Source organism: Nocardia sputorum, assembly GCF_027924405.1.
Lineage (GTDB): Bacteria > Actinomycetota > Actinomycetes > Mycobacteriales > Mycobacteriaceae > Nocardia > Nocardia sputorum.
Map to the genome: position 1 here is coordinate 181,838 of NZ_AP026978.1, position 22,021 is coordinate 203,858.

Below are 22,021 nucleotides of genomic sequence, written 5' to 3' on the forward strand. Positions count from 1 at the left end.
GTCAGCCCGGGGCTATGTTGGCGTTGCGGTGGAAGACGTTGCCCGGATCGTAGTCGGCCTTGATGTGGGCCAGTTTCGCGTATTTGGCGCTTCCGTAGGATTCGCGGACCCGGTCGTAATTCGGGTCCGCCATGAAGTTCACGTACCCGCCGCGATTGGAAGCCATCGGGCGCAGCGCTTCCCACGTGGTGCGCACCCATTCCCGGTCGCGGGCGAGCGTCTCGGCGTCGGGAGTGATCGCGGTGATGTTGCACCCGTAATGCGGGGTGCGCGCGCCGCCGAATGCCGTGTCGTCCTCGCCGACGGTGGTGAACGCGCCGCTGAGCGGGAAGATCGGCATGAACGACAGCGGCGCGGTCTTCGCCGCGGCGTGCGCGGTGAGCACGGCGATGACGTCGTTGGAGAAGTCGTCCAGATCGAGCCCCTTCTCGTAGCCGCGCATGCCCCAGGGCGCCGCGGCGTCGAGCATCCGTTGCAATCCGGCGTACGGGATCGGGCTGAGGAACTCGAACAGCGGCGGGAGCGCGTTCCGGATCGGCGCTACCGCGGCGGCGTGTTCCTCGGCCGTGCCGAAACCGGCGACGATCAAGGCGTGGCCCGCTCGGCCGTGGTACCGCTCCGGAACGAACGGCGCGGGCGGCGCGGTCATCGCCAGCGCTATCAACGCTCCCGATCGGCGCGGCAGGGTGGGAAGGAACTCCCGGATCAAGCGCAGGGCGTCGGTCCCGTCCGGCATGTCCCAGAAGAACAGGCCGAGGTGCACTTCCGGCCCCACGTGATGCAGGCGGTACTCGAATTCGGTGACCACACCGAAGTTTCCGCCGCCCCCGCGCAACGCCCAGAACAGGTCCGCGTGCTCGGTCTCGCAGGCCCGCACCACCTGGCCGTCGGCGAGCACCACCTGCGCCGAGACGAGATTGTCGACAGCCAGCCCGGCCATGCGGGTCAGCCAGCCCATGCCGCCGCCGAGGGTGAGGCCGCCGACGCCGGTGTCACTGATCACACCGCCGGTCACCGCCAGACCGTGGGCCTGGGTCGCGGCGTCCATGTCCGCCATCGTCGCGCCGCCGCCGACCCGGGCGCGCTCGGTCCCCGGATCCACCACGACGCCCGTCAGCGCGCTGAGGTTGATCATCAGGCCACCCTCGCCCACCGCGGTCCCGCTGTAGGAGTGGCCGCCGCCGCGCACGGATATCTCCAGCCCGCGCTCCCTGCCGAAGGCCAACGCCGCGGCCACGTCACGAGACGACAGGCACTGGGCTATCACGGCGGGCCGCCGGTCGATGTCGGCGTTCCAGATGGCGCGGGCGCGGTCGTACCCGGCGTCCGTGGGGCCGAACACCGGCCCGTCCATGGTGGACCGTAGAACCTGGAGATCGGAATTCACTGTTTGCGTCATGGCATCCTCCCGGATGGTGGCCCCGACGACTTGTTGGGCGGCGAGTCGGCATCTCGACTCGCTACGGCACCGATCCCGACCTTGCGGTGCCACTCGAAAACGCATCCCCCGACCATGCGCGTGTGGCGCTTGTCACATCTTAGTTGATCATGTCCAGGCCCGACAGCCTCCTAGACAGGGCGCATCGTCGGAAGGCCCGGCGCGCCGCCGCTCAGGACTCAGGCGGGCTGCGTCGCCGGACGGTGCGCGGCGCCGAACAGCTGGGCGTCGCCGTGGGCGCGCTTGAAGAACAGATGCGCGTCGTGTTCCCAGGTGATCGCGATGCCGCCATGCAACTGGACGGTCTCGGCCGCGATGGCGGAGAGCGCCTCCGAGCAGTGCACCCGAGCGACCCAGACGTCCTCGGCGGCCGACGGGCTGTGCGCCGCCACCGCCGCGGTGGCTGCGACGGACGCGGAGCGGGCCGATTCCAGCAGCACGTACATGTCGGCCATGCGGTGCTTGAGCGCCTGGAAGCTGCCGATCACCCGGCCGAACTGCACGCGGGACTTGGCGTAGTCCACCGTCATCTCGAGGCAGCGGTCGGCGGCTCCCACCTGCTCGGCGGCCAGCGCGGCCCAGGCGATCTCCCGCAGCCGGGCGACGGTCGCCGCCGGATCGCCCGAGCCGAGCCGTCGCGCGGGCGCCTCGGCGAAGGCGACCTCGGCCAGCTTGCGCGTGGGGTCCATGGTGGGCGCGGACCGCCGGGTGACGCCCGCCGCGGTGGGCTCGATCTCGAACAGGCCGGTAGCGGTGACGACGACGAGAGTGTCCGCCGACATCCCGTCGAGCACGTAATGCGCCGTCCCGGTCAGCGCGCCGTCCGTCTCGCATACGCCCGGATCGTCCCAGCCGCGCTCGCTCGCCCAGCAGACCGCGATCGTCCGCGTGCCCTCCGCCACCTCGGGCAGCAGCCGCCCGCAGGCTTCGGTGTCGCCCGACAGCAGGACGGCCTGCGCACCCAAGACGGCCGAACCGAGCATCGGCACCCCGGCGAGCGTGCGGCCCAATTCGCCCACCACCAGCAGGGATTCGACCAGACTCGCGCCGAAGCCGCCGTACTCCTCGGGAATCGCGAGCGCGGCGACGCCGATCTGCTCGCACAGCAGCCGCCACAGGGCCGGGTCGTAGCCGAGTTCGGTGTCCATCGCGGCACGCACCGCCGCGGACCCCGCGTGCTTGGTCAGCAGCGCCCGCACCGAGGCGAGGAACTCTTGGTGTTCGGCGGTGCTCATCGGTGTCCTTTCGTGGTGGTGACGCTGCGCTGCCTCCTCCGGGCCTGACCGCTCATGCTGGGTTTGTTTTTCGCATGAGCGGGGCCCTGCGGGGTGACGCTGCGCTGCCTCCTCCGGGCCTGACCGCTCATGCTGGGTTTGTTGTGCGCATGTGCGGGGCCCTGCGTGGTGACGCTGCGCTGCCTCCTCCGGGCCTGACCGCTCATGCGAGGCCCCGCGTGGCGCGATCGGAGTCGGTGTCCGCCCGCAGCGCCCGTGCGATCCGGGCGCGGTGCAGATCCGGTGTGCCCCATGCCGAACGCAACGCGGTCACCTTGGTCAACCACAGTGACAGGTCGTACTCGGCGGTGTAGCCGATCGCGCCGTGCACCTGCAGCGCCGCGCGGGCGGCGCGGTAGGCGGCGTCGCCGCAGGCGATCACGGCGGCCGAGACGTCGCGGCCGCGGGTGGTTTCGGTCATCGTCAGCGCGGCCCGGAAGAGCAGCGGCTCGGCCAGATCCAGCGCGATGAGCACGTCGGCGAGCTTCTGCTTCACGGCCTGGAACTCGCCGATCGGCTTGCCGAACTGCTTGCGCTGCTTGGCGTACTCGGTGGACGCGTGCAGCAGGGCTTTGCCCGCGCCGAGCAGCTGGGCCGCGCAGGCCAGCGCGCCGGTGTCGAAACCGGCGGCCGCTGCCACGCGAGCCCCGTCGCCCTCCGCGACGGTCTCGGCCGCGGCGACGGTGAACAGGCGGCGGGCGGGATCGACCGAGCGCACCAGACCGGTGCGATGCCCGGTGGACAGTTGATGCTCCCCGGCCAGCAGGACCACCTCGGCGGTGTCGGCGTCCAGCGCGACACCGCCGGGCCCGTCTGACGCGAACGCGACGGTGCCCAGCGCCGCGCCCTCCACGAAGCCCGGCAGCCAGCGCGCGGCCGGTTCCTGGTCCGGAAGCGCTTGGAGCAGTGCCGGAATCGCCGCGGCGGTTTCCACCAGCGGGCCGGGCACGGCCGCCCGGCCGATCTCCTGGAACGCCACGACCAGGTCGATCGGTTCGGCGCCGATGCCGCCGTGCTCCTCCGCGACGGCCAGACCCAGCACACCGGCCTCGGCCAGTTGCCGGATCAGCGCGCGACCGGGACCGCTGTCGCCGGACGCCCACGCGCGCACGGCGGCGGGCGCGCGGCCCGCCTCCAGCAGTTTGCGCAGGCTGACGCCGAAATCGAGTTGTTCGGGGCTGAGCGCGAATCTCATCGGCTGCTTCCTCTCGGTAGTCCGAGCAGCCGCTCGGCGATGATGTTGCGCTGGATCTCGTTGGTGCCCGCGTAGATCGGGCCGGACAGCGCGAACAGGTATCCGTCGGTCCACGGCCCCGAACGCTCCGCCGCCGCACCGAGCACCTCGAGCGCGGTCTCGTGCATCGCGATGTCGAGCTCGGACCAGAACACCTTGGTGATCGATGATTCCGCGCCCAGCTTGCCGCCTTCGTTGAGCCGGGTCACCGTGCCGAACGTGTGCAGCCGGTAGGCCTCGCTGCCGATCCAGGCGTCCACCACCGCGTCGCGCTGCGCGGTGTTGTCCTCGCCGCCGGTCTCGCGCCACAGGTCGATCAGCCGCTGCGCGGTGGCGCTGAACCGGCCGGGGCTGCGCAGGGAGAGGCCGCGTTCGTTGCTGGAGGTGCTCATCGCCACGCGCCAGCCCTCGCCGGGCGCGCCGATCACGTCGCGGTCGGGCACGAACACGTCGTCGAGGAAGATCTCCGCGAAGCCGGGTTCGCCGTCCAGCTGCGGGATCGGGCGCACCGAGACCCCGTCGGCGGTCAGCGGGAACATGACGTAGGTGAGGCCCTTGTGCCGCTCGGCCTCGGGGTCGCTACGGAACAGCCCGAATGCCCAGTCGGCGAAGGCGGCGCGCGAACTCCACGTCTTCTGGCCGCTCAGCAGCCAGCCTCCGCTGGTGCGCCGGGCGGTCGAGCGGATACCGGCCAAGTCGCTGCCCGCTTCGGGCTCCGACCACGCCTGCGCCCAGATGTCGTCGCCGCGCGCCATCCGCGGCATGATCCGCTCCAGCTGTTCCGGCGTGCCGTGTTCGAAAAGCGTCGGCGCCAGCAGGAAGATGCCGTTCTGGCTGACCCGCCCCGGCGCGCCCGCCGCGTAGTACTCCTGCTCGAACAGCACCCACTCCAGCAGCGAGGCGTTGCGCCCGCCGAATTCCTCCGGCCAGGCCACCACCGAGAGCCGGGCGTCGGCGAGGGTGCGCTCCCATGCGCGGTGCGCCTCGAATCCCGCTTTGGTGTCCATGGAGGGCAGCGGCTTCGCGGGTTTGTTCGCGGCCAGGAATTCGCGGACCTCCCGCTGGAATTCCTGGGTCGCCTGGTCGAGATCCAGATCCACTAGGTTGTTCCGTTCTGTTCTGCGGTGCTCGCGGAGGCCTTCATCGACTTGGCGTTCATGCCGCCCAGCGAGTCGGCGCCGACCTCGGCGTTGTGCGCGTGGGCGAAGTGGTGCAGGCCGAACACCGAGTCCATGCCCGACCGCATGCCCATCAGGTCCTCGGCCTGGTTGACCGCCTTCTTGGTCAGCGCGAGGCCGAATTGCGGCATGGCGGCGATCTTCTCGGCCAGCGCCAAGGTCTCGGCCTCCAAGTCGGCGCGGGGGACCACCCGGTTGACCATGCCCCACTCCTTGGCCTGCGCCGCGCCGAACCGGTCGCCGGTGAACAGGAACTCCTTCGCCGCGCGCGGACCCATCACCCACGGGTGGGCGAAGTACTCGACGCCCGGGATGCCCATGCGCACCACGGGATCGGAGAAGAACGCGTCGTCGGAGGCGATGATCAGATCGCACACCCAGGCCAGCATGAGCCCGCCGGCGATGCAGGCGCCCTGCACCATCGCGATGGTCGGCTTGGGAATCTCCCGCCAGCGCCTGCACATGCCGAGGTAGACCTCGAGCTCGCGGGCGAAGCGCTGATCGCCGCCCGCCCGGTCCACGTGGTCCCACCACAGCGCGGCCTTGTTCGGGTACCGCACGTGGTGATCGCGACCGGGCGTGCCGATGTCGTGCCCGGCGCTGAAGTGTTTCCCGTTGCCGGCCAGCACGATCACCCCGACCTCCGGATCCTCCACGGCGCGCTCGAAGGCGGCGTCGAGGGCGTAGGTCATCACCGAGTTCTGCGCGTTGCGGTAATCCGGCCGGTTCAGCGTGACGATCGCGACGCGACCACGCCGCTCGTAGGTGACGACCTCACCCTCGTCCGGGATCGCCGGACCCTGGTCCGGGGTTGCCGGTTCCGACATTACGACTTCTCCTCACGTAGTTGACGCTTGAGCACTTTCCCGGCGGCGCTGTAGGGCAGCTGGTCGCGGAATTCGACGAACCGCGGCACCTTGAAATTGGCCAGCACGGTGGCGGCGTGCGCGCGCACCTGGTCCTCGGTGAGCGCGGCGTCGGGTTTGCGCACCACGTACGCCTTGCCCACCTCGCCCATCCTGGTGTCCGGGACGCCGATCACCGCCGACTCGGCCACGCCGTCCAGCCGGGCCAGTGCCTGTTCCACTTCGGCGGGGTAGACGTTGAAGCCGCCGGAGATGTACATGTCCTTGAGCCGGTCGGTGACCTTGAGGTACCCGCGCTCGTCGACCGTGCCGATGTCACCGGTGTGCAGCCAGCCGTCGGCGTCGATCGTCTGCGCGGTGCTGTCCGGGTCGTCCAGGTAACCGAGCATCACGTTCGGCCCGCGCAGCAGGACCTCGCCCGCGTCGCCGAGCCGCAGTTCGAAGTCCGCGATCGGCCTGCCACAGGTGTTGGCGATGGTCTCGGCGTCGTCGTCGACGCGGCACATGGTGCCGAAGCCCGCGCTCTCGGACAGGCCGTAGGCGGTGATCACGACGTCGAAGGCCAGTTCCGAGCGCATCCGCTCGATCAGCACCACCGGCACCGTCGCCGCACCGGTGACGGCCACCCGCAGCGAGCTCAGGTCGAACTCGGAGCGTCGCGGGAAATCCAGGATCGTCTGGTAGATCGTCGGCGGGCCGGGCAGCACCGTGACCTGCTCCGCACCGATCAGCCGCATCGTCTCCGGTACGTCGAAGGTGGCCTGCGGAATGATCGTGGCTCCGGTGACCAGGCAGGCGAGGATGCCCGCCTTGTAGCCGAAGTTGTGGAAGAACGGGTTCACCACCAGGTACCGATCGTCCCCGCGCAACGTGGCGCACTCGGCCCAGGCCCGCACGACGGACAGCGCCTGCCGATGGGCGACCAGGGTGCCTTTGCTGCGGCCGGTGGTGCCGGAGGTGAACAGGATGTCGGAGATGTCGTCCGGACGGATCGACGCGGCGCGTTCCTCGGCTTCGGCCACGGTGACCGGCGCGGCGACGGTCGCGAGTTCCGACCAGTCCAGCGCGGCGATGTCGGTGTTCTCGGTGCCCGGTTCGACCGGGATCACCACCACCGTGTCGATGGCCAGGTCCGGAGCGGACGCGCGGAGTTCGGCGAGCCGCTCGCGGCCGAGGAAAGGACCCGCGATGAACAGCGCCTTCGCGTCCACCCGCCCGAGCACGTCGGCGGCCTCGTCGGCCACGTAGCGGGTGTTCAACGGCACCAGCGCCGCGCCGGCGTAATGGGCGGCCAGCGCGGCGATCACCCAGTGGTGCGTATTGGGCGCCCACATGGCCACGCGGTCGCCCACTCGCACGCCGCGCGCGATCAACGCCCGCGCCACTTCCTGGACCGCCTCGAGCAGCTGGGTCCAGTCCAGCCGGACCTCGCCGTCGGCGATCGCCGGTGCGTCGCCGAAGGTCCGGGCGGCGTGGTGCAGTGCCATCGGTGTCGTCTGAGCAGGGGTTGTCACGGTTGTCCTTACCGTCCGCGAGCGACTTATGCGCACGCTCTACAAAGCAAGTGCTTGGTAGGTTATCCTACCGGCGTGGGTGCGATCCAGACCTCAGAATCCGACACCGCCGCTCCGGACGGGCGGTTTTCCGCCGCGCCGGACGAGCGATTCGCCGCCGACGTGCGCGAGTGGCTGGAGGAGAACCTCAACGGCGAATTCCGCGAGCTGCGCGGCCTCGGCGGTCCCGGCCGCGAACACGAGGCGTTCGACGAACGCATCGCCTGGGACCGGCACCTGGCCGCGGCCGGTTGGACCTGCCTGGGCTGGCCGAAGGAGTACGGCGGCCGCGAAGCCACGGTCCGTCAGCAGGTGATCTTCCACGAGGAGTACGCCAAGGCGAACGCCCCCGCGCGGGTGTCGCACGTCGGCGAGGAACTGCTCGGCCCGACGCTGCTCGCCTTCGGTACGGAGGCCCAGAAGAACCGGTTCCTGCCCGGTATCCGCACTGTCACCGAACTGTGGTGCCAGGGCTATTCGGAACCCGGCGCGGGCTCGGACCTGGCCGCCATCACCACCGCCGCGCAGCTGGACGGCGACGAGTGGTCGATCACCGGGCAGAAGATCTGGACCTCGCTGGCGCACGTCGCGGACTGGTGCTTCGTCGTCGCCCGCACCGAGCGCGGGTCGGTGCGGCACAAGGGCCTGTCCTACCTGCTGGTCCCGATGAAGCAGCCGGGCGTCGACGTGCGCCCGATCATCCAGCTGACCGGGACCTCGGAGTTCAACGAGGTCTTCTTCGACAACGCCCGCACCGCGGCCGACCTGGTGGTCGGCGAGCCGGGTGACGGATGGCGCATCGCCATGGGCACGCTCACCTTCGAGCGCGGCATCTCCACCTTGGGCCAGCAGATCCGCTTCGCCAGGGAACTGGCCGACATCGAGGCATTGGCGCGGCGCACCGGCGCGTCCGACGACCCGCTGATCGCCGAGCGGATCGACCGCGCCTGGGTCGGGCTGCGCGTACTGCGCGCGCACGCCATGCGCACGATGGAGGGCGCGGGCGTAGACGACGGCGCGGGCCAGGCTTCGGTGGCGAAACTGCTCTGGGCCAATTGGCATCGCGGGCTCGGCGAGCTGGCGATGGCCGTACTCGGCGCCCGCGGCCTGGTGGCGGGCGAGGACGATCTCGACGAATGGCAGCGGCTGTATCTGTTCACCCGCGCCGACACCATCTACGGAGGTTCGAACGAAGTGCAGCGCAACATCATCGCCGAGCGGGTGCTCGGCCTACCGCGCGAGGCCCGCCCGTGACCGGCCCGCTGTCGGTCGCCCCCGCGCCCGTCTCCGGGCACGGCCTGCTGACCGGACGATCGGCCGTGATCACCGCGGCCGCGGGCACCGGCATCGGCTCCGCGACCGCGCGCAGGCTGCTGGCCGAGGGCGCGGACGTGGTGGTCTCCGACTGGCACGAGCGTCGCCTGGCGGAGACCGCGACCGAGCTGGCCGCGGAGTTCCCGGACCGCCGGGTCGCCTCGATCGCGTGCGACGTGCAGAGCACAGAGCAGGTGAACGCGCTGGTGCGCGGCGCCGCGGAGGCCCTGGGCCGGATCGACATCATGGTCAACAACGCCGGGCTGGGCGGGGAGACGCCCGTGGTCGACATGACCGACGAGCAGTGGGATCGCGTTCTCGACATCACGCTCAACGGCACGTTCCGCTGCACGCGCGCCGTCCTCGGCTACTTCCGCGACGCGGGCCATGGCGGCGTGGTCGTGAACAACGCCAGCGTGCTCGGCTGGCGCGCGCAGTACGGCCAAGCGCACTACGCCGCGGCGAAGGCGGGCGTCATGGCGTTGACCAGGTGCAGCGCGGTCGAGGCGGCCGAATTGGGCGTCCGGATCAACGCGGTGGCCCCGAGCATCGCCCGGCACGCGTTCCTGGACAAGGTCAGCTCCACCGAACTGCTCGACCGCCTCTCGGAGCGCGAGGCGTTCGGCCGCGCGGCCGAGCCATGGGAGGTCGCCGCGACGATCGCCATGCTGGCCAGCGATTACACCACCTACCTGACCGGCGAGGTGGTCTCCATCAGCAGCCAACGCGCCTGAGCCACCGCGTTTCCCGGGCTCGTCCGCGCTGTGCCGAGCGGACGAGCACACCGGGCGACCATCGAGCAGCCACCCGCCCGCCGCTCCGGGCGAGACCCCTCGCGCCGTATTGCGATCGCCTTCTTTCATCGGGCGGGCCCCGGGAAATGGGCGGCTGATCAGGTAGAAAAGGGCGAGCCGGAGCGCCCTGCGGTGTGCCATGCTGAAGGAGATCGGATCCGCGCTCTTCAAGGGGGCGATGGCTATGGGCCTGGATCGCCCACCTGCCCGCGAACAATTGGAACTCGACGTGGTGCGCGAAGTCGTGCTCGCCAGGCGACGGATGGACAGCCTCGTCCTCTCCGCGCTCACCCTCGGCGCCGAACTCATCCAGCACACCTCCGAGAGCGCGGTCGCCACGGCCGCCGTTCGCATCCTGGAGCAGCACGCCGTCGACGAGGAGGAAGTCGCCCGCGATCCGCGCGGCGCGCTGCGTGCCGATCTGGCGCGTGATCGCGAGCGCGCCCGCCGCGTCGGCCTGGGCGCGGACAGCGGGGAGACCGAGCAGGAACGGCGCAGACAGCGCCAGACGGCACTGCTGTGCGAGGTGCGCGCCGACCTGCTCGCGGTGGTCGCGAAATGCCGGAAATTCCGCTTCGACCAGGTGACCTTCGCGGACGAGATCGCGCAGGGACTGTGCGCGGCCACCGACAAGCTGGTGATCGGGGCGGACATGGACACCTACCACGCCTGGCAGCGCGGCATGGTGCTGAAGTTGAGCGAGGAACCGGTGCGGGGCGGCCCGCCGCGGGTGATGGCCACGGTGGACGCCGGGCCGGACCGCGGCCAGCTCACCGTGGAATGGGACAGCTGCGAACGACGTCTCGCGCTCGTCGCGCGGATGGCGCGAGCGGGTGTCTCGCCCGTGATCATCTGCGATCGCCTGCTGGTGGATCTCTCCGTGTCGTCGCCGCTGCGCTACTCGGCCCGGTGAGGTCTCGACCAAGCAAATGCTTGGTTGTATGATGGCCGTGTGCCCGCACCAGACGCTTCGAAATCAGCACGGCGCAGCGAGTTGCTCGCCATGGCGGCCGAATTGTTCGCCGAGCGAGGACTGCGCGCCACCACCGTGCGTGACATCGCCGACGCGGCCGGGATCCTCTCCGGGAGCCTCTATCACCACTTCGATTCCAAGGAGTCGATGGTCGACGAGATCCTGCGCGGATTCCTGGACGAACTATTCGGCCGCTACCGGGAGATCGTCGCCTCCGGCCTGAGTTCGCGAGACACCTTGGAAGCCTTGGTGCTCGCGTCCTACGAGTCGTTCGACCGCTGGCACGCCGCGGTGGCGATCTACCAGGCCGAGGCGAAGCGACTGCGCGACTCGGAGCGGTTCGCCTACATCGCCGACTACAACCGCGAATTCCGTGAGCTGTGGCACCGGGTGCTGACCAACGGCGTCCAGGACGGCAGCTTCCGGGCGGAACTCGACGTCGAACTGGCCTACCGGTTCCTGCGTGACACGGTATGGGTCGCGGTGCGCTGGTACCGGCCCGGAGGCCCGATCACCGTCGAGAACCTCGCAAAGCAGTACCTGACCATCGTGCTCGACGGGCTCACCGCCGGCGAGCGCACCACGTAGGAGTCCTTACATGTCAGCACCTTCCGCGTCCCGTCGTCCGTATGCCCCGCTGCGGGACGCCTACGTGATCGATGCGGTACGCACCCCGGTCGGCAAGCGCGGCGGCGCACTGGCGGGCGTGCACCCGGCCGATCTCGGCGCGGCCGCGCTGCGCGGCCTCCTGGACCGCAATCCCGTCGATCCGGGGAATGTGGACGATGTGATCGTCGGCTGTGTCGACAACATCGGCCCGCAAGCGGGCAACATCGGCCGCACCATGTGGCTGACCGCCGGATATCCCGAAGAGGTTCCCGGCGTCACGGTGGACCGGCAGTGCGGATCCAGCCAGCAGGCCATCAATTTCGGCGCCCAAGCCATCATGAGCGGCACCGCCGAGGTCATCGTCGCGGGCGGCGTGCAGAACATGAGCGCGATCCCGATCTCCGCGGCCATGCTCGCGGGCAAGGAGTACGGCTTCGACTCACCGTTCGTCGGGGCGCAGGGCTGGGACCACCGCTACGGCACCGGTGAGGTGACACAGTTCCGCGCCGCCCAGCTGATCGCCGAGAAGTGGGGCATCAGCAGGGAAGAGATGGAGCGCTGGGCGCTGCGCAGCCACGAGCGGGCCCGCGACGCGATCAAGAACGGCCGTTTCGACAACGAGATCGTGCCGGTCGGCGACTTCTGGATCGACCAGGGGCCGCGCGAGACCAGCCTGGAGAAGATGGCGTCGCTGCCGCCCCTGGCGGAGGGCAGCCCGCTGACCGCCGCGGTGGCCAGCCAGATCTCCGACGGAGCCAGTGCCACCCTGCTCGCTTCCGAGTGGGCGGTGCGGGAGTACGGCTTGACGCCGCGAGCGCGCATCCACCACGTCAGCGCGCGCGGCGCGGACCCGATCTTCATGCTCACCGCGCCGATTCCGGCGACCAAGTGGGCGCTGGAGAAGAGCGGTCTCACCATCGACGACATCGACGTCGTCGAGATCAACGAGGCGTTCGCGCCGGTGGTGCTGTCCTGGCTGAAGGAGACCGGCGCGGACCCGGAGAAGGTCAACGTCAACGGCGGCGCCATCGCACTCGGCCACCCGCTCGGAGCGACCGGCGCGAAGCTCTTCGCGACGCTGCTCAACGAACTCGAGCGGATCGAGGGCCGCTACGGCCTGCTCACCATCTGCGAGGGCGGCGGCACCGCCAACGCCACCATCATCGAGCGGCTGCCCCGCTGACCGCGACGAGCGGCACGTCGGCGAATTCGACGTGCCGCTCGGCCGCGCACGATGGGCGCCGGTCGGGCTCAGTCGGATTGCACCTCGTGATCGGATTGCCCCTGGGACGACCCGTCCTCGGCAACGCTCCCGCTCGCGGAATCCCCGGTCGGCTTGCCCTCGCTAGCCTGGCCTTTTCCCTTCCCTTTCCCCTTACCCTTGCCTTTCCCTTTGCCCTTCCCCTTTTCTTCGCCGTCGTCGGTGTCGCTCGTGTCGGAGGGTTGCCCCTGCTCTTCGTCCTGTGCCAGATAAGTGACCGGCCCGCCGCCGATCGTCTCGCTCGTGGTTGGCTGCGCTACGAGTCCCACGGTCAACGCGCCCGCGGCGACCGCCGCCGCCGTCACGACAGCCCGAACGGTGGTCTTTCCCACTACCAAACCTCCCTGATGATCGGTTTCGTCGGTGGAGCAGCGCGAAGTTAGCACCGGGAAGGACGCTCGTCGCCGGGCTCGCCGCACGCGGACACCCTCGTGACGAGGCCGACATCCCGCTGTGACGACTTCCCGGAAGGTCCGGATGGTTCGCCGGGAATGCGGGTCAGCACCGCGGTTCGGCGCGTGGTCGGGAACCTCGATGCCGATCACGCTCAGCGGTGGCCGAGGCATGGGCCGCGTCCGGGCGGCCGGACTCGGGAGCCGATCGGCGATGAGTTCGCCTGTGGTTTCCCGTCTGTACCCACAGACCCGGTCAACCGCACCCGAGGAGAGCATCATGACCGCCACATACACCTTCGACGTCTTCTCCAGTCTCGACGGCTACGGCAGCGTCAGCGGCGGTGACTGGGGCGGCTACTGGGGCAAACAAGGCCCCGAACTGCTCGCTCACCGCCTCGCCTCGTACACCCCGGAGCAGCGGATGGTTCTCGGAGCGAACACGTATCGAGCGTTCGCACAGCTGCTGGCCTCGGGTACCGAGGAGTCGGTGCGTGACGCATGGGTCACCCGGATGAGGAACCTGCCTGCGACGGTGGTGTCGACCACCCTGGACGGTCCGCTCGACTGGCCGGACGCCACCGTCGTGAGCGGTGACGCCGTCGACGTCGTCGCCCGGCTGAAGCAGGAGTCCGAGGTGCCGCTGCGGTCGCACGGGAGTCTGTCGATGAACCGGGCGCTGATGGCCGCGGGCTTGGTCGACCGCGTCCAGGTGACGCTGTTCCCGGTGATCACCGGTCGGACCGGTGCTGATCCGATCTTTCGAGGGGCGGCCGACTTCGACCTCGAGCTGATCGAGAGCCGGACGCTCGACGGCAACATCCAAGAACTCGTCTACCGGCCCACCCTGCATGTCTGAGTCCGACTGCGGTTCGACGTGGCCGCGAACCCGCGGCCGGGCACGATCCACAGCATGATGGTGGGATGGCCGAGCGGGTGAACGCATGCGCACATTGCTGATACTGATCGTCGTGCTGGTGATCGCGCTGATCGTCGGCGACCGGATCGCGGTCGTGCTGGCGCAGAACGAGATCGGTCGCAAGATCGCCGCCGACTACGACCTCCCGCACCAACCGAGCGTCGACATCGGCGGTTTCCCGTTCCTCACCCAGGCCGCCGAGGGCAACTATCACGACATCGGTATCCGGATCGGCGACTGGAGCGGGCAGAACATCACCGTCCACAACCTCGACATCACGATGACCGACGTATCGGCGCCGCTGACCGACGTACTCCACAACCGGACGTCGAACCTGATCGCGGCCACCGCGACGGCGACGGCCGTGGTTCCCTACGACACCGTGCGGGATTTCGCGCCGTCGGGCGTGGAGTCGATCTCCAACGCCGAGGACGGGCTGCGCGTCACCGGGACATTCCTGGTGGATGGAATCCCGGTACCCGCGACGGTCGTCGTCGCCGTCGAGCCCACCGGCGAGGGCATTCGAGTCACGCCGGTTTCGGTCCAGCCCGCGGCCGGCGGACCGAGGATTCCCCTGGCGATGCTGCGCCGAAGCCTCACCTTCGTGGTGCCGTTACAGCGGCTGCCGCTCGGTGCGCAACTGACGGCGATCCGGCCGAGCGCCGATGGCCTCCAAGTGACCGCCGTGGCCCACGACGTGCGTTTCTCCGATCTGCCGTGAGCCGCGGCCGCCGGACGACACCGGCCCGGACCATTCTGGAGCTGTGCTTGCCGGGGTTTTCAGGATGTGAAGCCCCGGCAGGCGGCCGGTAGCAAGGTCAATCGCCGACCGGGATCGTCGTCGCCGCGGGTGCGCCGAACCAGGACGACAACGCCGCTCGCAGGCCCTCCTCGGCGGTGTCTGCGGGTTCGTCGATGGTCGCGGCCCAGGCGATGTGGCCATCCGGGCGGATGAGGATGGCGTCGGCCGGACGGTTCTCGGCTTCGCCGGTGCGGATGTCGATGCGGTGCTGCCAGTCTCGGGCGGTAGCGCGCAGATCCGCGCGGTCGGCGAGGTCGAGCAGGATGGGTCGCGCGGCGTGCATGAGTTCGGCGACGGCGGTGGTCCCGGCGTCGGTGTGCAGGGTGAGGTCGGACACGAAGGTTCCCGTCAAGGGGTGACCATTCGGGTTGGGTAGCTGATAGCGGATATCGGCACCGGCAATGAGGGCTCCCATGCGCCGCAGAGGCTGTTCGTCGGTGAGAAGTTCCTGGAAGACCTCTCGCAGTGCTTCGGCGGCCGGGTCGTGCCCGCGCCGCAGCGCGACCTGTGCCCGGGTGTGCAGCATGGTGCGCGCCCCGGCGAGGTGACGTTCGTCGTGGTAGGTGTCCAGCAGGCCGCCGGGCGCCCACCCGTGGACGTCGGCGGCCAGCTTCCAGGCCAGGTTGACCGCATCGAGCAGACCGGCGTTGAGGGCCACGCCCGTGGCGGGAAACAGATGGGCCGCATCACCGGCGAGGAGGACCCGGCCGGCGCGATAGCGTTCGGCGTGGCGGGCCTTGAAGGTGAAGCGCGACAGCCGAAATGTCTCCGTCACAGGAAGATCCGCGCCCAGCACGCGCCGGATGCTATCCCGCAGTTCGGTCACGGTCATCGGCGCGTCGTCGTCGTATTCGACGGTCTCGTCCTCGATCGTGTAGACGGACAGCACGTCCGACGCGGGCGAAACACCCATCCCGAACAGACCGCGGTCCGTGCGCGTGAAACCCGCGCGGATGGCTCCGAACCCGGGAACATCCAGGTCGCCGTTGTCGAGCCGGGTCACCGAATCGGGCACGGTGATCTGGGCCAGCCGATTCACCTCCGGATACACCGTGCCGGGAAACGGAATCCCGGCCAGGTCACGAACCCGGCTGCGCGCACCGTCGCAGCCCACCAGATAGCGGGCGGTCACCCGGTATAGCCCGTCCGGCCCGTCGACCTCCGCGGTGACCGCGTCGGCGTCCTGCCGCACATCCAGCACCTGGTGTCCGCGACGGATATCGACGCCGAGTTCGCCGGCGCGCTCGCCGAGCAGTCGCTCGAGCCGCTGTTGCGGCAGCGGCAGGGCGTGCATCGGGGATTCGACCAGCTGGGTGAGGTCCACATGCACACCGCCGAACGGGAACCGCGGAGCCGGAATCGGATCGGTGCAGGCCGCTGCGAACCGATCGAGCAAACCTCGGTAGCGCAACAGCTCCAGAATCTGCCCGCCGATTCCACCGGCCTTCGGGGTGTCGCGCGGCTGCGGCTGCCGCTCCAACACCAGCGGCCGCACTCCGGCCAAGCGCAGCTCGGCGGCCAGCATCAGGCCGGTGGGGCCCGCGCCCACGATGATCACGTCGGTACGCATTGCTACTCCATTCCGGCCGATCCCGGCCGTGGCGAACGATTGACGGAACCCCAGGTCACCGAAGGGCGCTACCGCGCCCCGTACCTGCCGTGCCGGGACCACCCGCCCTTGGAGTTGGGGACCGTGCGCGGAGGCACGGGGCGAGTCACGAAGCGCTGGTTGCTCTGGCTCGGGAAGGTGCTGCGTTGCTTTCGCATATCGGTACCGCCTTTCGAAAACTCGTGAAGTGCCGGAACGCCGGCGGGTTTGCGCCGGATCAGGCGCGATCGAACCAAGTGATCTGCGCGCCGCTGCTGAAGAATTCGCGCTGGGTGACCTTGAATTGCGTCGGCTGGAAATTGCCGGTGAAGAGCCCGATGCCGTCGCCCGCGATCACGGGATAGCTTTTGATGATCAGCTCGTCGACCTCGCCGAGCAGCTGACCGGCCAGATTGCCGCCGCCGCAGAGCCAGATATCCAGGCCCGCTTCCTTCTTCAGTCGCCGGACCAGCTGCACCGGATCGGTGTCGACGATCTCCACCTGCGGATTGTCCACCGGTGCGAGGGTGCTGGAGAAGACGTACTGCTTCAAGTGGTTGTACGGGCTGGTGGCACCCTGCGCGAGGCCCGGCTCGTAGGCGCCGCGGCCCATGAGCACGGTGTCCAAGGTCTTGTTGGGCGTGTCGAGGGCCATGCCGACGGACTCGCGGATCTGCGTCGGCACCGTCTCCGGATAGCGCGGATTGATCCACGCCATCATGTCCGCACTGATCGGATAGAAGTCGTATTCCCCCTGCGGACCTGCGATGTAGCCGTCGAGGGAGACCGCAGCGTAGTAGACAAGCTTTCGCATCTTGACCGCCTCAAGTGTAGTACTCTGAATGAAGTGATTTGAACCGTAGTACTACGAATGGAGTGGTGTCAAGTGGTGCGCACGAATCCGGAACGCCGTCAGGCTCTGCTGGATGCATCGATCGAGGTCCTGGCCCGCGACGGGGCTCGCGGCCTGACTTTCCGGGCGGTCGATCAGGAGGCGGGAGTGCCCGCCGGAACCGCCTCGAACTACTTCCCCAACCGGGATGCACTGCTCGTCCAGGTCGGGCACCGCTATTACGAGCGACTGATCCCCAGCGACGACGCCATGGCGAAATCGCGCGGGCCGCAAACCCGCGAGAGCATGACCGAACTCATGACCGAGGTGGTCGAGCGGGTCTCTCATTTCCGCACCGGCTATCTCGCGATCCTCGAACTGCGACTGGAGGCCACCCGGCGTCCCGAACTGCAGGCACTGCTCACCGAGCGAGTACGCGCGGATCTGGACTTCAATATCGCCAACTATCGGGAGTCCGAGCTGCCCGGTGACGAGGACGCCGTGGTGCTGCTCTATCTCGCCCTGAACTGGCTCATCCTCGAACGACTCACCCTGCCGGGCATTTTCGACGAGCAGCGCGCCGCCGAACTGGTGCGGACGATCGTGGAGCGCGCGATACCCGCCACCACCCGGGTCGCCAACTCTTGACGCGGGCGGCCGGCTGCCTCTGAGCGCTGTCGCTAGTCGACGGTGTAGGTGCCGATGAGCTGGCCGTCGCCGAGGCTCGCGTCGACGATCGCGGTTCTCGCGTCGTTCGGTGCGGTTCGCGAGTCCACCGGTACCGGGCGGGAGAGCGCGTACAGGATGAATCGGTAGTGGTGGACACCCGTGCCCGCGGGTGGGCACGGGCCGAAGTATTCGGCTTTGTCGGCGCTGTTCAGGCTCACCACCCCGCCCGGGGGCGTCTGCCCCTCCTCGGTGGACGTGGTGGTCGGCGGGATATTGCTGACAACCCAGTGGGTGAACAGGCCGCTGGGAGCGTCTGGGTCGTCCACGATCAGGGCGAGGGCGGTGGCTTGCTCGGGGGCGGTCCATGTCAGGGGCGGCGGAACGTTCCTGCCGTGGCAGGTGTAGACCGCCGGAATCGGGTCGCCATGGTTGAAAGCGCTACTACGCACGGAGATCTCGGTCATCGCGGCCTCCGCTCGGGTCGAGGGATAGTGGTCGAGTCCAGCGATTCGCCTGTGCCGGTCCGTGTGGACGAGCCCGGCGCACTGCGAAGGGCGAATACCGGGCGAACTCGATATGTCGTTATCAGACCAGCGTAAGGCGACTGCTGCCGATCGACCAGATTTGGAGGCGAACGCACGGTTATCGGCGGTTCCGATGCGGCTCAGGATCGCCTGCACGCCGGCGGCTGTCGTTTCGCAGCCGGGATGGGCGCGTGATCGGTGACCACAGCACGTCTGCCGCCCGCGCGGGTCCACTGCTGCGATGTGGAAGGACGGCGGCCGCCCTCGCAGCCGCCGTCCGGTGTGACCGCGTCCGGCGTTCAGTCCGACCCGGTAGCGGCCGACTGCTTGTCCGCGGTGAGCTTTGCGATCGTCTCGATCCGCCCCACCGCGTCCGTGACGATCCGATCGATCAACTCCGCGCACGTGGGCAGATCATCGATGATCCCGGTGACCTGCCCCGCGGCGAGCACGCCCGCCTCGGTGTTGCCCTCGACCAATCCGGCGCGCAGCAGCATCGGCGTGTTCGCGGCCATCACCACCTGGGACCAGGTGAGGTCCTTGGTCTTTCGCATGGCCAGGCCGTCACGGATCATGGTGGACCACTTCATGCCCGTCATGCTCTTGAACCGAGCCGCGTTGCCCACCGCGGCGGTGAGCCCGCGCCAGCGGCCCGAATGTTCCAGCCGCTGCACCAGTTCGGTGTTCAGCACGCGATGCGGCATGCCGTCGACCTTGAGCGACACCACCGTGTCCTGGAGCTGTCGCCGCAGGTACTCCTGCTTGACGGCGTCCGGAACGGTGCTCTCCTGGGTGAGCAGGAACCGGGTGCCCATGGCGACGCCCGCCGCGCCGTAGGCCAGGGCGGCGGCCAGGCCGCGCCCGTCGAAGAATCCGCCTGCCGCGACCACGGGAATGTCCACCGCGTCCAGCACGGAGGGCAGCAGCAGGGTGGTGGCCACCGGGCCGGTGTGCCCGCCGCCCTCGCCGCCCTGCACGATCACCGCGTCGGCGCCCCAGGACGCCACTTTGACCGCGTGCTTGGCAGCGCCGATCGACGGGATCACCACCACGCCCGCGTCCTTCAACTTCGCGATCAGGTCCTGCTTGGGGGCGAGCGCGAACGACGCGACCGCCACCTTCTCCCGGATCAGCAGATCGATCCGCTCGGGGGCGTCCGCCGCATCGGCGCGAATGTTCACGCCGAAGGGTTTCGCGGTGTGCGATTTGGTCTTCGCGATGGCCGCCTCGAGCTCGGCGAACGTCATGGTGGCGGAGGCCAGGATGCCGAGTCCGCCCGCCTCGGCGGTGGCCGAGACCAGGCTCGGGCCGGCGACCCAGCCCATACCGGTCTGCACGATCGGGTGTTCGATGCCGACCAGATCGGTCAGCGCGGTGCGCAGGCGCGGGCTCATGACGGTACCTCGGTTTCGCGAATCCTCTTGGGGTCGAGTACCTCCCGGATCAGCCGCAGCTCCTCGGCGGTGGGCTGCCGCGTCTCGCCCGCCTCGGCGAGACCTGCGATCCCGAACGAGGTGTTCGCGGCGACCTCGTCGGCGGTGACGCCGGGATGGAGGCTGCGGGCGCGCATGGTGTGGCCGGGGCCGTCGAAATCGAAGACGCCCAAGTTGGTCACCACGCGATGCAGGTGGTGGAAGCGGTAGGCCGGGTTGGCCGAGTCGACCTTGTCGTATCCCACGCCGGAGACGATGTCGACCCGGTCGGTGAACACACGCTTCGTGTGCCGCGCGACCCAGTAGCTGGTGGCGTGGTTGATCGTGTTGCCCGGCGCGCCACGCACACCGAACATCTGGCGGGTGGGCCGCTGCAACGATCCGAACGCCGAAAGGTTCTGATTGCCGAACCGGTCGATCTGGTTGGCCCCCATCACCACGTGCCGCCGTCCGGACGCCACGACGTCGAAGACTCTCCGGAACGGAATCCAGCCTTCGATGGGCGCTTTGCCACCCAGCGGGGGAGTCTCGGCGAACAGCAACGCCTCACCGTCGGACAGCAGCAGATCGGGTTCGGTGGTGAGTTTGGCCAGGCGCGCTCCGATGATCGACATCGGTGCCATGGGGCTGGCCATGATTTCCCCGGCGCCGCTGAAGATCTCCGCGCAGGCGACGGCGCAGATCTCGGCGCGGGTGACGGTTTCGATGCTGGTCATCACGCCTCCTCGGCGAATCGGCGGACGGCGGCCTGGTACTGCTCCTCCGAGCCGGTCAGATAGGTGTCGACGAACAGCTGCCACGCCTCCGGCGTCTTCGCGGATTCGACGTAGTGCTTCTGGAACTTCTCGTCCCGGCCGTAGTCGTCGGCGGCCAGGGTGAAGTGCGCGCCGCCCGGGGCCTCGACCACGCCGTCCACCATCATGCGGTTGAGCAACAGCGATTGCAGGGGAACGGTTTTCACCAGCTCGTCGGTCTCCACCACGCGCTCGACCGAGACGTAGCGGCGCTGCGCCGCCAGGCAGAACAGATCGTCGAAGTACGGATCGACGCCGGTGTAGGCCGCGTTGCCGTGCTGGTCGCCGAGGTTCAGGTGCACCAGCGCCGCGTCCAGATTCAGCGCGGGCATGGCGATCAGGGTCTCGGGCGTGCCGTCGACGGGATAGGGCGATTCGACCGTCTTCAGCTCGCCCTCCCAGAAGTTCGGCACATCGGAGCCGAGCCCGGCGCGAATCGGCAGGAACGGCAGTCGCGCCGCCGCCGCCTCCAGGCCGCACTTGAGCATGCCCTCGTCCATCTCGCGGGCGGCCAGCGTGCCGGAGGTGCGCGCCTCGGCGAACCACGGGTCGTAGAACGGCGCCGAATCCAGCGACACGAAGCCGTAGTACGCCTTGCGCACCTTGCCCGCCGAGCACAGCAGCCCGAGATCCGGCCCGCCATAGCTGACCACGGTCAGATCCGTGATGTCCGAACGGAGGATGGCTCGCACCAGCGCCATCGGCTTGCGCCGCGACCCCCAGCCGCCGATGCCGATCGTCATCCCGCTGCGCAGCTCGCCGACGACCTCGTCGAGCGACATCCGCTTGTCTCGCATGGAAGTTCCTCTCTACTGCCCGCTCTTGCGCGCCGCGAGGTCGTCGTCGAACCGGGCGCGGATCTCGTCGGCGACGCCGGCGAGGTTGAGTTCGAAGGTGAATCCCTGCTCGTACCGGTAGCTGCGGTGCACGTCCTGCACGTCGATGCCGTTGAGGGCCCGCTTGGCCGCCCGGATCACCCGGCCGTCCTTGGCCGCGATGTTCTTGGCCAGCTCCAGGGCGGCGGCGTCCAGCTCGGCGCGCGGCACCACCTGGTAGACCGAGCCGTAGTGATGCAACTGCTGCGCGGTGATGGTGCTCGCGGTGTAGAACAGCGCGCGCATCAGGTGCTGGGGCACCAGGCGTGCGAGGTGGGTAGCCGCGCCGAGTGCGCCGCGGTCGACCTCGGGCAGCCCGAAGGTGGCGTCGTCGGAGGCGATCACGACATCCGCGTTGCCCACCAGGCCGATGCCGCCGCCCAGGCAGAAGCCCTGGACCACGGCGATCACCGGCACCTGGCACTCGTACACCGCCGCGAACGCCTCGAAACAGCCGTGATTGGCGTCGATCAGCGCCTGGTGGCCCGGCTTGCTCTGGATCTCCTTGATGTCCACGCCCGCGTTGAACCCGCGGTTCTCCGCGCGCAGCACCACCACCTTGGTGTCCGGGTCGCGTCCCGCCGCGCGCACTTCGTCGGCGATGGCGAACCAGCCGTCGGTCGGGATGGCGTTGACCGGCGGATAGTCGACCGTGACCACGCTGATCCCGGTCGCTTCGGAATGGCGGTTGATCCCCAT

At 69.2% G+C, this 22,021-nt stretch carries 22 protein-coding genes; 8 read left to right on the forward strand and 14 right to left on the reverse strand.

All coding sequences use genetic code 11. The annotated features are described in order from the left end of the window. Position 1 precedes the first annotated feature (1 nt). The 6 genes from QMG86_RS00905 to QMG86_RS00930 all read right to left on the reverse strand — a co-directional run bounded on the left by QMG86_RS00905 (position 2) and on the right by QMG86_RS00930 (position 7,504). Positions 2-1,399, reverse strand: a complete 1,398-nt coding sequence (locus QMG86_RS00905) for an FAD-binding oxidoreductase (RefSeq protein ID WP_281877090.1) — start codon at positions 1,397-1,399, stop codon at positions 2-4. Between the two features lie 218 nt (positions 1,400-1,617). After that, the gene (locus QMG86_RS00910) at positions 1,618-2,673 is read right to left on the reverse strand and encodes an acyl-CoA dehydrogenase family protein (RefSeq protein ID WP_281877091.1); all 1,056 of its coding nucleotides are present in this window, start codon (positions 2,671-2,673) and stop codon (positions 1,618-1,620) included. A gap of 202 nt (positions 2,674-2,875) precedes the next feature. After that, on the reverse strand, positions 2,876-3,907 hold the full coding sequence (locus tag QMG86_RS00915; protein ID WP_281877092.1) for an acyl-CoA dehydrogenase family protein: 1,032 nt from the start codon (positions 3,905-3,907) through the stop codon (positions 2,876-2,878). Further along, positions 3,904-5,046: an acyl-CoA dehydrogenase family protein gene (locus tag QMG86_RS00920; protein ID WP_281877093.1), complete on the reverse strand. Its 1,143-nt coding sequence runs from the start codon at positions 5,044-5,046 to the stop codon at positions 3,904-3,906. The genes QMG86_RS00915 and QMG86_RS00920 overlap by 4 nt, the downstream gene beginning before the upstream one ends. Next, positions 5,046-5,951, reverse strand: a complete 906-nt coding sequence (locus tag QMG86_RS00925) for an enoyl-CoA hydratase (protein WP_281877094.1) — start codon at positions 5,949-5,951, stop codon at positions 5,046-5,048. The genes QMG86_RS00920 and QMG86_RS00925 overlap by 1 nt, the downstream gene beginning before the upstream one ends. After that, a complete protein-coding gene (locus QMG86_RS00930; protein WP_281877095.1) occupies positions 5,951-7,504 on the reverse strand; it encodes a FadD3 family acyl-CoA ligase in 1,554 nt (517 codons plus the stop codon). Before QMG86_RS00930 ends, QMG86_RS00925 begins: the two co-directional genes overlap by 1 nt. 162 nt (positions 7,505-7,666) lie before the next feature. Between QMG86_RS00930 and QMG86_RS00935 the strand changes: the two genes are divergently transcribed. The 5 genes from QMG86_RS00935 (at position 7,667) to QMG86_RS00955 (ending at position 12,416) form a co-directional block, all read left to right on the forward strand. Continuing rightward, positions 7,667-8,797, forward strand: coding sequence for an acyl-CoA dehydrogenase family protein (locus QMG86_RS00935; RefSeq protein ID WP_281880711.1), 1,131 nt, complete (start codon positions 7,667-7,669; stop codon positions 8,795-8,797). Continuing rightward, a complete protein-coding gene (locus QMG86_RS00940) occupies positions 8,794-9,591 on the forward strand; it encodes an SDR family oxidoreductase (protein ID WP_281877096.1) in 798 nt (265 codons plus the stop codon). Before QMG86_RS00935 ends, QMG86_RS00940 begins: the two co-directional genes overlap by 4 nt. A 199-nt stretch (positions 9,592-9,790) precedes the next feature. Next, the gene (locus QMG86_RS00945; RefSeq protein WP_281877097.1) at positions 9,791-10,564 is read left to right on the forward strand and encodes a hypothetical protein; all 774 of its coding nucleotides are present in this window, start codon (positions 9,791-9,793) and stop codon (positions 10,562-10,564) included. Between the two features lie 90 nt (positions 10,565-10,654). Continuing rightward, on the forward strand, positions 10,655-11,212 hold the full coding sequence (locus QMG86_RS00950; protein WP_159842296.1) for a TetR/AcrR family transcriptional regulator: 558 nt from the start codon (positions 10,655-10,657) through the stop codon (positions 11,210-11,212). Between the two features lie 10 nt (positions 11,213-11,222). After that, positions 11,223-12,416, forward strand: a complete 1,194-nt coding sequence (locus QMG86_RS00955) for an acetyl-CoA C-acetyltransferase (protein ID WP_434085607.1) — start codon at positions 11,223-11,225, stop codon at positions 12,414-12,416. A gap of 68 nt (positions 12,417-12,484) precedes the next feature. Here QMG86_RS00955 and QMG86_RS00960 read toward each other — a convergent pair whose 3' ends face one another. Further along, positions 12,485-12,826 carry a hypothetical protein gene (locus QMG86_RS00960; RefSeq protein ID WP_281877098.1) on the reverse strand — a complete coding sequence of 114 codons (342 nt, stop codon included), beginning with the start codon at positions 12,824-12,826 and terminating at the stop codon, positions 12,485-12,487. Between the two features lie 340 nt (positions 12,827-13,166). On the opposite strand from QMG86_RS00960, the gene QMG86_RS00965 reads away from it, so the two are divergent. Together QMG86_RS00965 and QMG86_RS00970 are read left to right on the forward strand one after the other, a co-directional pair. Next, on the forward strand, positions 13,167-13,745 hold the full coding sequence (locus QMG86_RS00965) for a dihydrofolate reductase family protein (protein WP_281877100.1): 579 nt from the start codon (positions 13,167-13,169) through the stop codon (positions 13,743-13,745). Positions 13,746-13,830: 85 nt separating this feature from the next. After that, positions 13,831-14,526, forward strand: a complete 696-nt coding sequence (locus QMG86_RS00970; protein ID WP_281877101.1) for an LmeA family phospholipid-binding protein — start codon at positions 13,831-13,833, stop codon at positions 14,524-14,526. 97 nt (positions 14,527-14,623) lie between these two features. Here QMG86_RS00970 and QMG86_RS00975 read toward each other — a convergent pair whose 3' ends face one another. Then, the gene (locus QMG86_RS00975; protein WP_281877102.1) at positions 14,624-16,177 is read right to left on the reverse strand and encodes an FAD-dependent monooxygenase; all 1,554 of its coding nucleotides are present in this window, start codon (positions 16,175-16,177) and stop codon (positions 14,624-14,626) included. A 256-nt stretch (positions 16,178-16,433) separates the two neighbouring features. Further along, positions 16,434-17,009, reverse strand: a complete 576-nt coding sequence (locus tag QMG86_RS00980; protein WP_281877103.1) for a dihydrofolate reductase family protein — start codon at positions 17,007-17,009, stop codon at positions 16,434-16,436. Between the two features lie 72 nt (positions 17,010-17,081). Between QMG86_RS00980 and QMG86_RS00985 the strand changes: the two genes are divergently transcribed. Further along, positions 17,082-17,675 (forward strand): TetR/AcrR family transcriptional regulator, encoded by a 594-nt coding sequence (locus tag QMG86_RS00985; RefSeq protein WP_281877105.1) that lies wholly within the window; start codon positions 17,082-17,084, stop codon positions 17,673-17,675. Between the two features lie 32 nt (positions 17,676-17,707). Here QMG86_RS00985 and QMG86_RS00990 read toward each other — a convergent pair whose 3' ends face one another. The 5 genes from QMG86_RS00990 to QMG86_RS01010 all read right to left on the reverse strand — a co-directional run bounded on the left by QMG86_RS00990 (position 17,708) and on the right by QMG86_RS01010 (position 22,021). Then, the gene (locus QMG86_RS00990; protein ID WP_281877106.1) at positions 17,708-18,160 is read right to left on the reverse strand and encodes a YbhB/YbcL family Raf kinase inhibitor-like protein; all 453 of its coding nucleotides are present in this window, start codon (positions 18,158-18,160) and stop codon (positions 17,708-17,710) included. Positions 18,161-18,519: 359 nt separating this feature from the next. After that, entirely contained in the window at positions 18,520-19,614 is a 1,095-nt protein-coding gene (locus tag QMG86_RS00995; protein WP_281877107.1) for an NAD(P)H-dependent flavin oxidoreductase, read from the reverse strand. After that, the gene (locus QMG86_RS01000) at positions 19,611-20,369 is read right to left on the reverse strand and encodes a CoA-transferase subunit beta (protein WP_281877109.1); all 759 of its coding nucleotides are present in this window, start codon (positions 20,367-20,369) and stop codon (positions 19,611-19,613) included. The genes QMG86_RS00995 and QMG86_RS01000 overlap by 4 nt, the downstream gene beginning before the upstream one ends. Further along, entirely contained in the window at positions 20,369-21,244 is an 876-nt protein-coding gene (locus QMG86_RS01005) for a CoA transferase subunit A (protein ID WP_281877110.1), read from the reverse strand. The genes QMG86_RS01000 and QMG86_RS01005 overlap by 1 nt, the downstream gene beginning before the upstream one ends. A 12-nt stretch (positions 21,245-21,256) precedes the next feature. Beyond that, positions 21,257-22,021 carry an enoyl-CoA hydratase family protein gene (locus QMG86_RS01010; RefSeq protein WP_159842084.1) on the reverse strand — a complete coding sequence of 255 codons (765 nt, stop codon included), beginning with the start codon at positions 22,019-22,021 and terminating at the stop codon, positions 21,257-21,259.

Excerpts from the sequence above, each read along its gene's own strand:
- QMG86_RS00905 (WP_281877090.1), bottom strand. The coding sequence starts at position 1,399 with ATGACGCAAACAGTGAATTCCGATCTCCAGGTTCTACGGTCCACCATG.
- QMG86_RS00910 (WP_281877091.1), bottom strand. The coding sequence starts at position 2,673 with ATGAGCACCGCCGAACACCAAGAGTTCCTCGCCTCGGTGCGGGCGCTG.
- QMG86_RS00915 (WP_281877092.1), bottom strand. The coding sequence starts at position 3,907 with ATGAGATTCGCGCTCAGCCCCGAACAACTCGATTTCGGCGTCAGCCTG.
- QMG86_RS00925 (WP_281877094.1), bottom strand. The coding sequence starts at position 5,951 with ATGTCGGAACCGGCAACCCCGGACCAGGGTCCGGCGATCCCGGACGAG.
- QMG86_RS00945 (WP_281877097.1), top strand. The coding sequence starts at position 9,791 with ATGCTGAAGGAGATCGGATCCGCGCTCTTCAAGGGGGCGATGGCTATG.
- QMG86_RS00950 (WP_159842296.1), top strand. The coding sequence starts at position 10,655 with ATGGCGGCCGAATTGTTCGCCGAGCGAGGACTGCGCGCCACCACCGTG.
- QMG86_RS00955 (WP_434085607.1), top strand. The coding sequence starts at position 11,223 with ATGTCAGCACCTTCCGCGTCCCGTCGTCCGTATGCCCCGCTGCGGGAC.
- QMG86_RS00965 (WP_281877100.1), top strand. The coding sequence starts at position 13,167 with ATGACCGCCACATACACCTTCGACGTCTTCTCCAGTCTCGACGGCTAC.
- QMG86_RS00970 (WP_281877101.1), top strand. The coding sequence starts at position 13,831 with ATGCGCACATTGCTGATACTGATCGTCGTGCTGGTGATCGCGCTGATC.
- QMG86_RS00975 (WP_281877102.1), bottom strand. The coding sequence starts at position 16,177 with ATGCGTACCGACGTGATCATCGTGGGCGCGGGCCCCACCGGCCTGATG.
- QMG86_RS00980 (WP_281877103.1), bottom strand. The coding sequence starts at position 17,009 with ATGCGAAAGCTTGTCTACTACGCTGCGGTCTCCCTCGACGGCTACATC.
- QMG86_RS00990 (WP_281877106.1), bottom strand. The coding sequence starts at position 18,160 with ATGACCGAGATCTCCGTGCGTAGTAGCGCTTTCAACCATGGCGACCCG.
- QMG86_RS00995 (WP_281877107.1), bottom strand. The coding sequence starts at position 19,614 with ATGAGCCCGCGCCTGCGCACCGCGCTGACCGATCTGGTCGGCATCGAA.
- QMG86_RS01000 (WP_281877109.1), bottom strand. The coding sequence starts at position 20,369 with ATGACCAGCATCGAAACCGTCACCCGCGCCGAGATCTGCGCCGTCGCC.
- QMG86_RS01005 (WP_281877110.1), bottom strand. The coding sequence starts at position 21,244 with ATGCGAGACAAGCGGATGTCGCTCGACGAGGTCGTCGGCGAGCTGCGC.
- QMG86_RS01010 (WP_159842084.1), bottom strand. The coding sequence starts at position 22,021 with ATGGGGATCAACCGCCATTCCGAAGCGACCGGGATCAGCGTGGTCACG.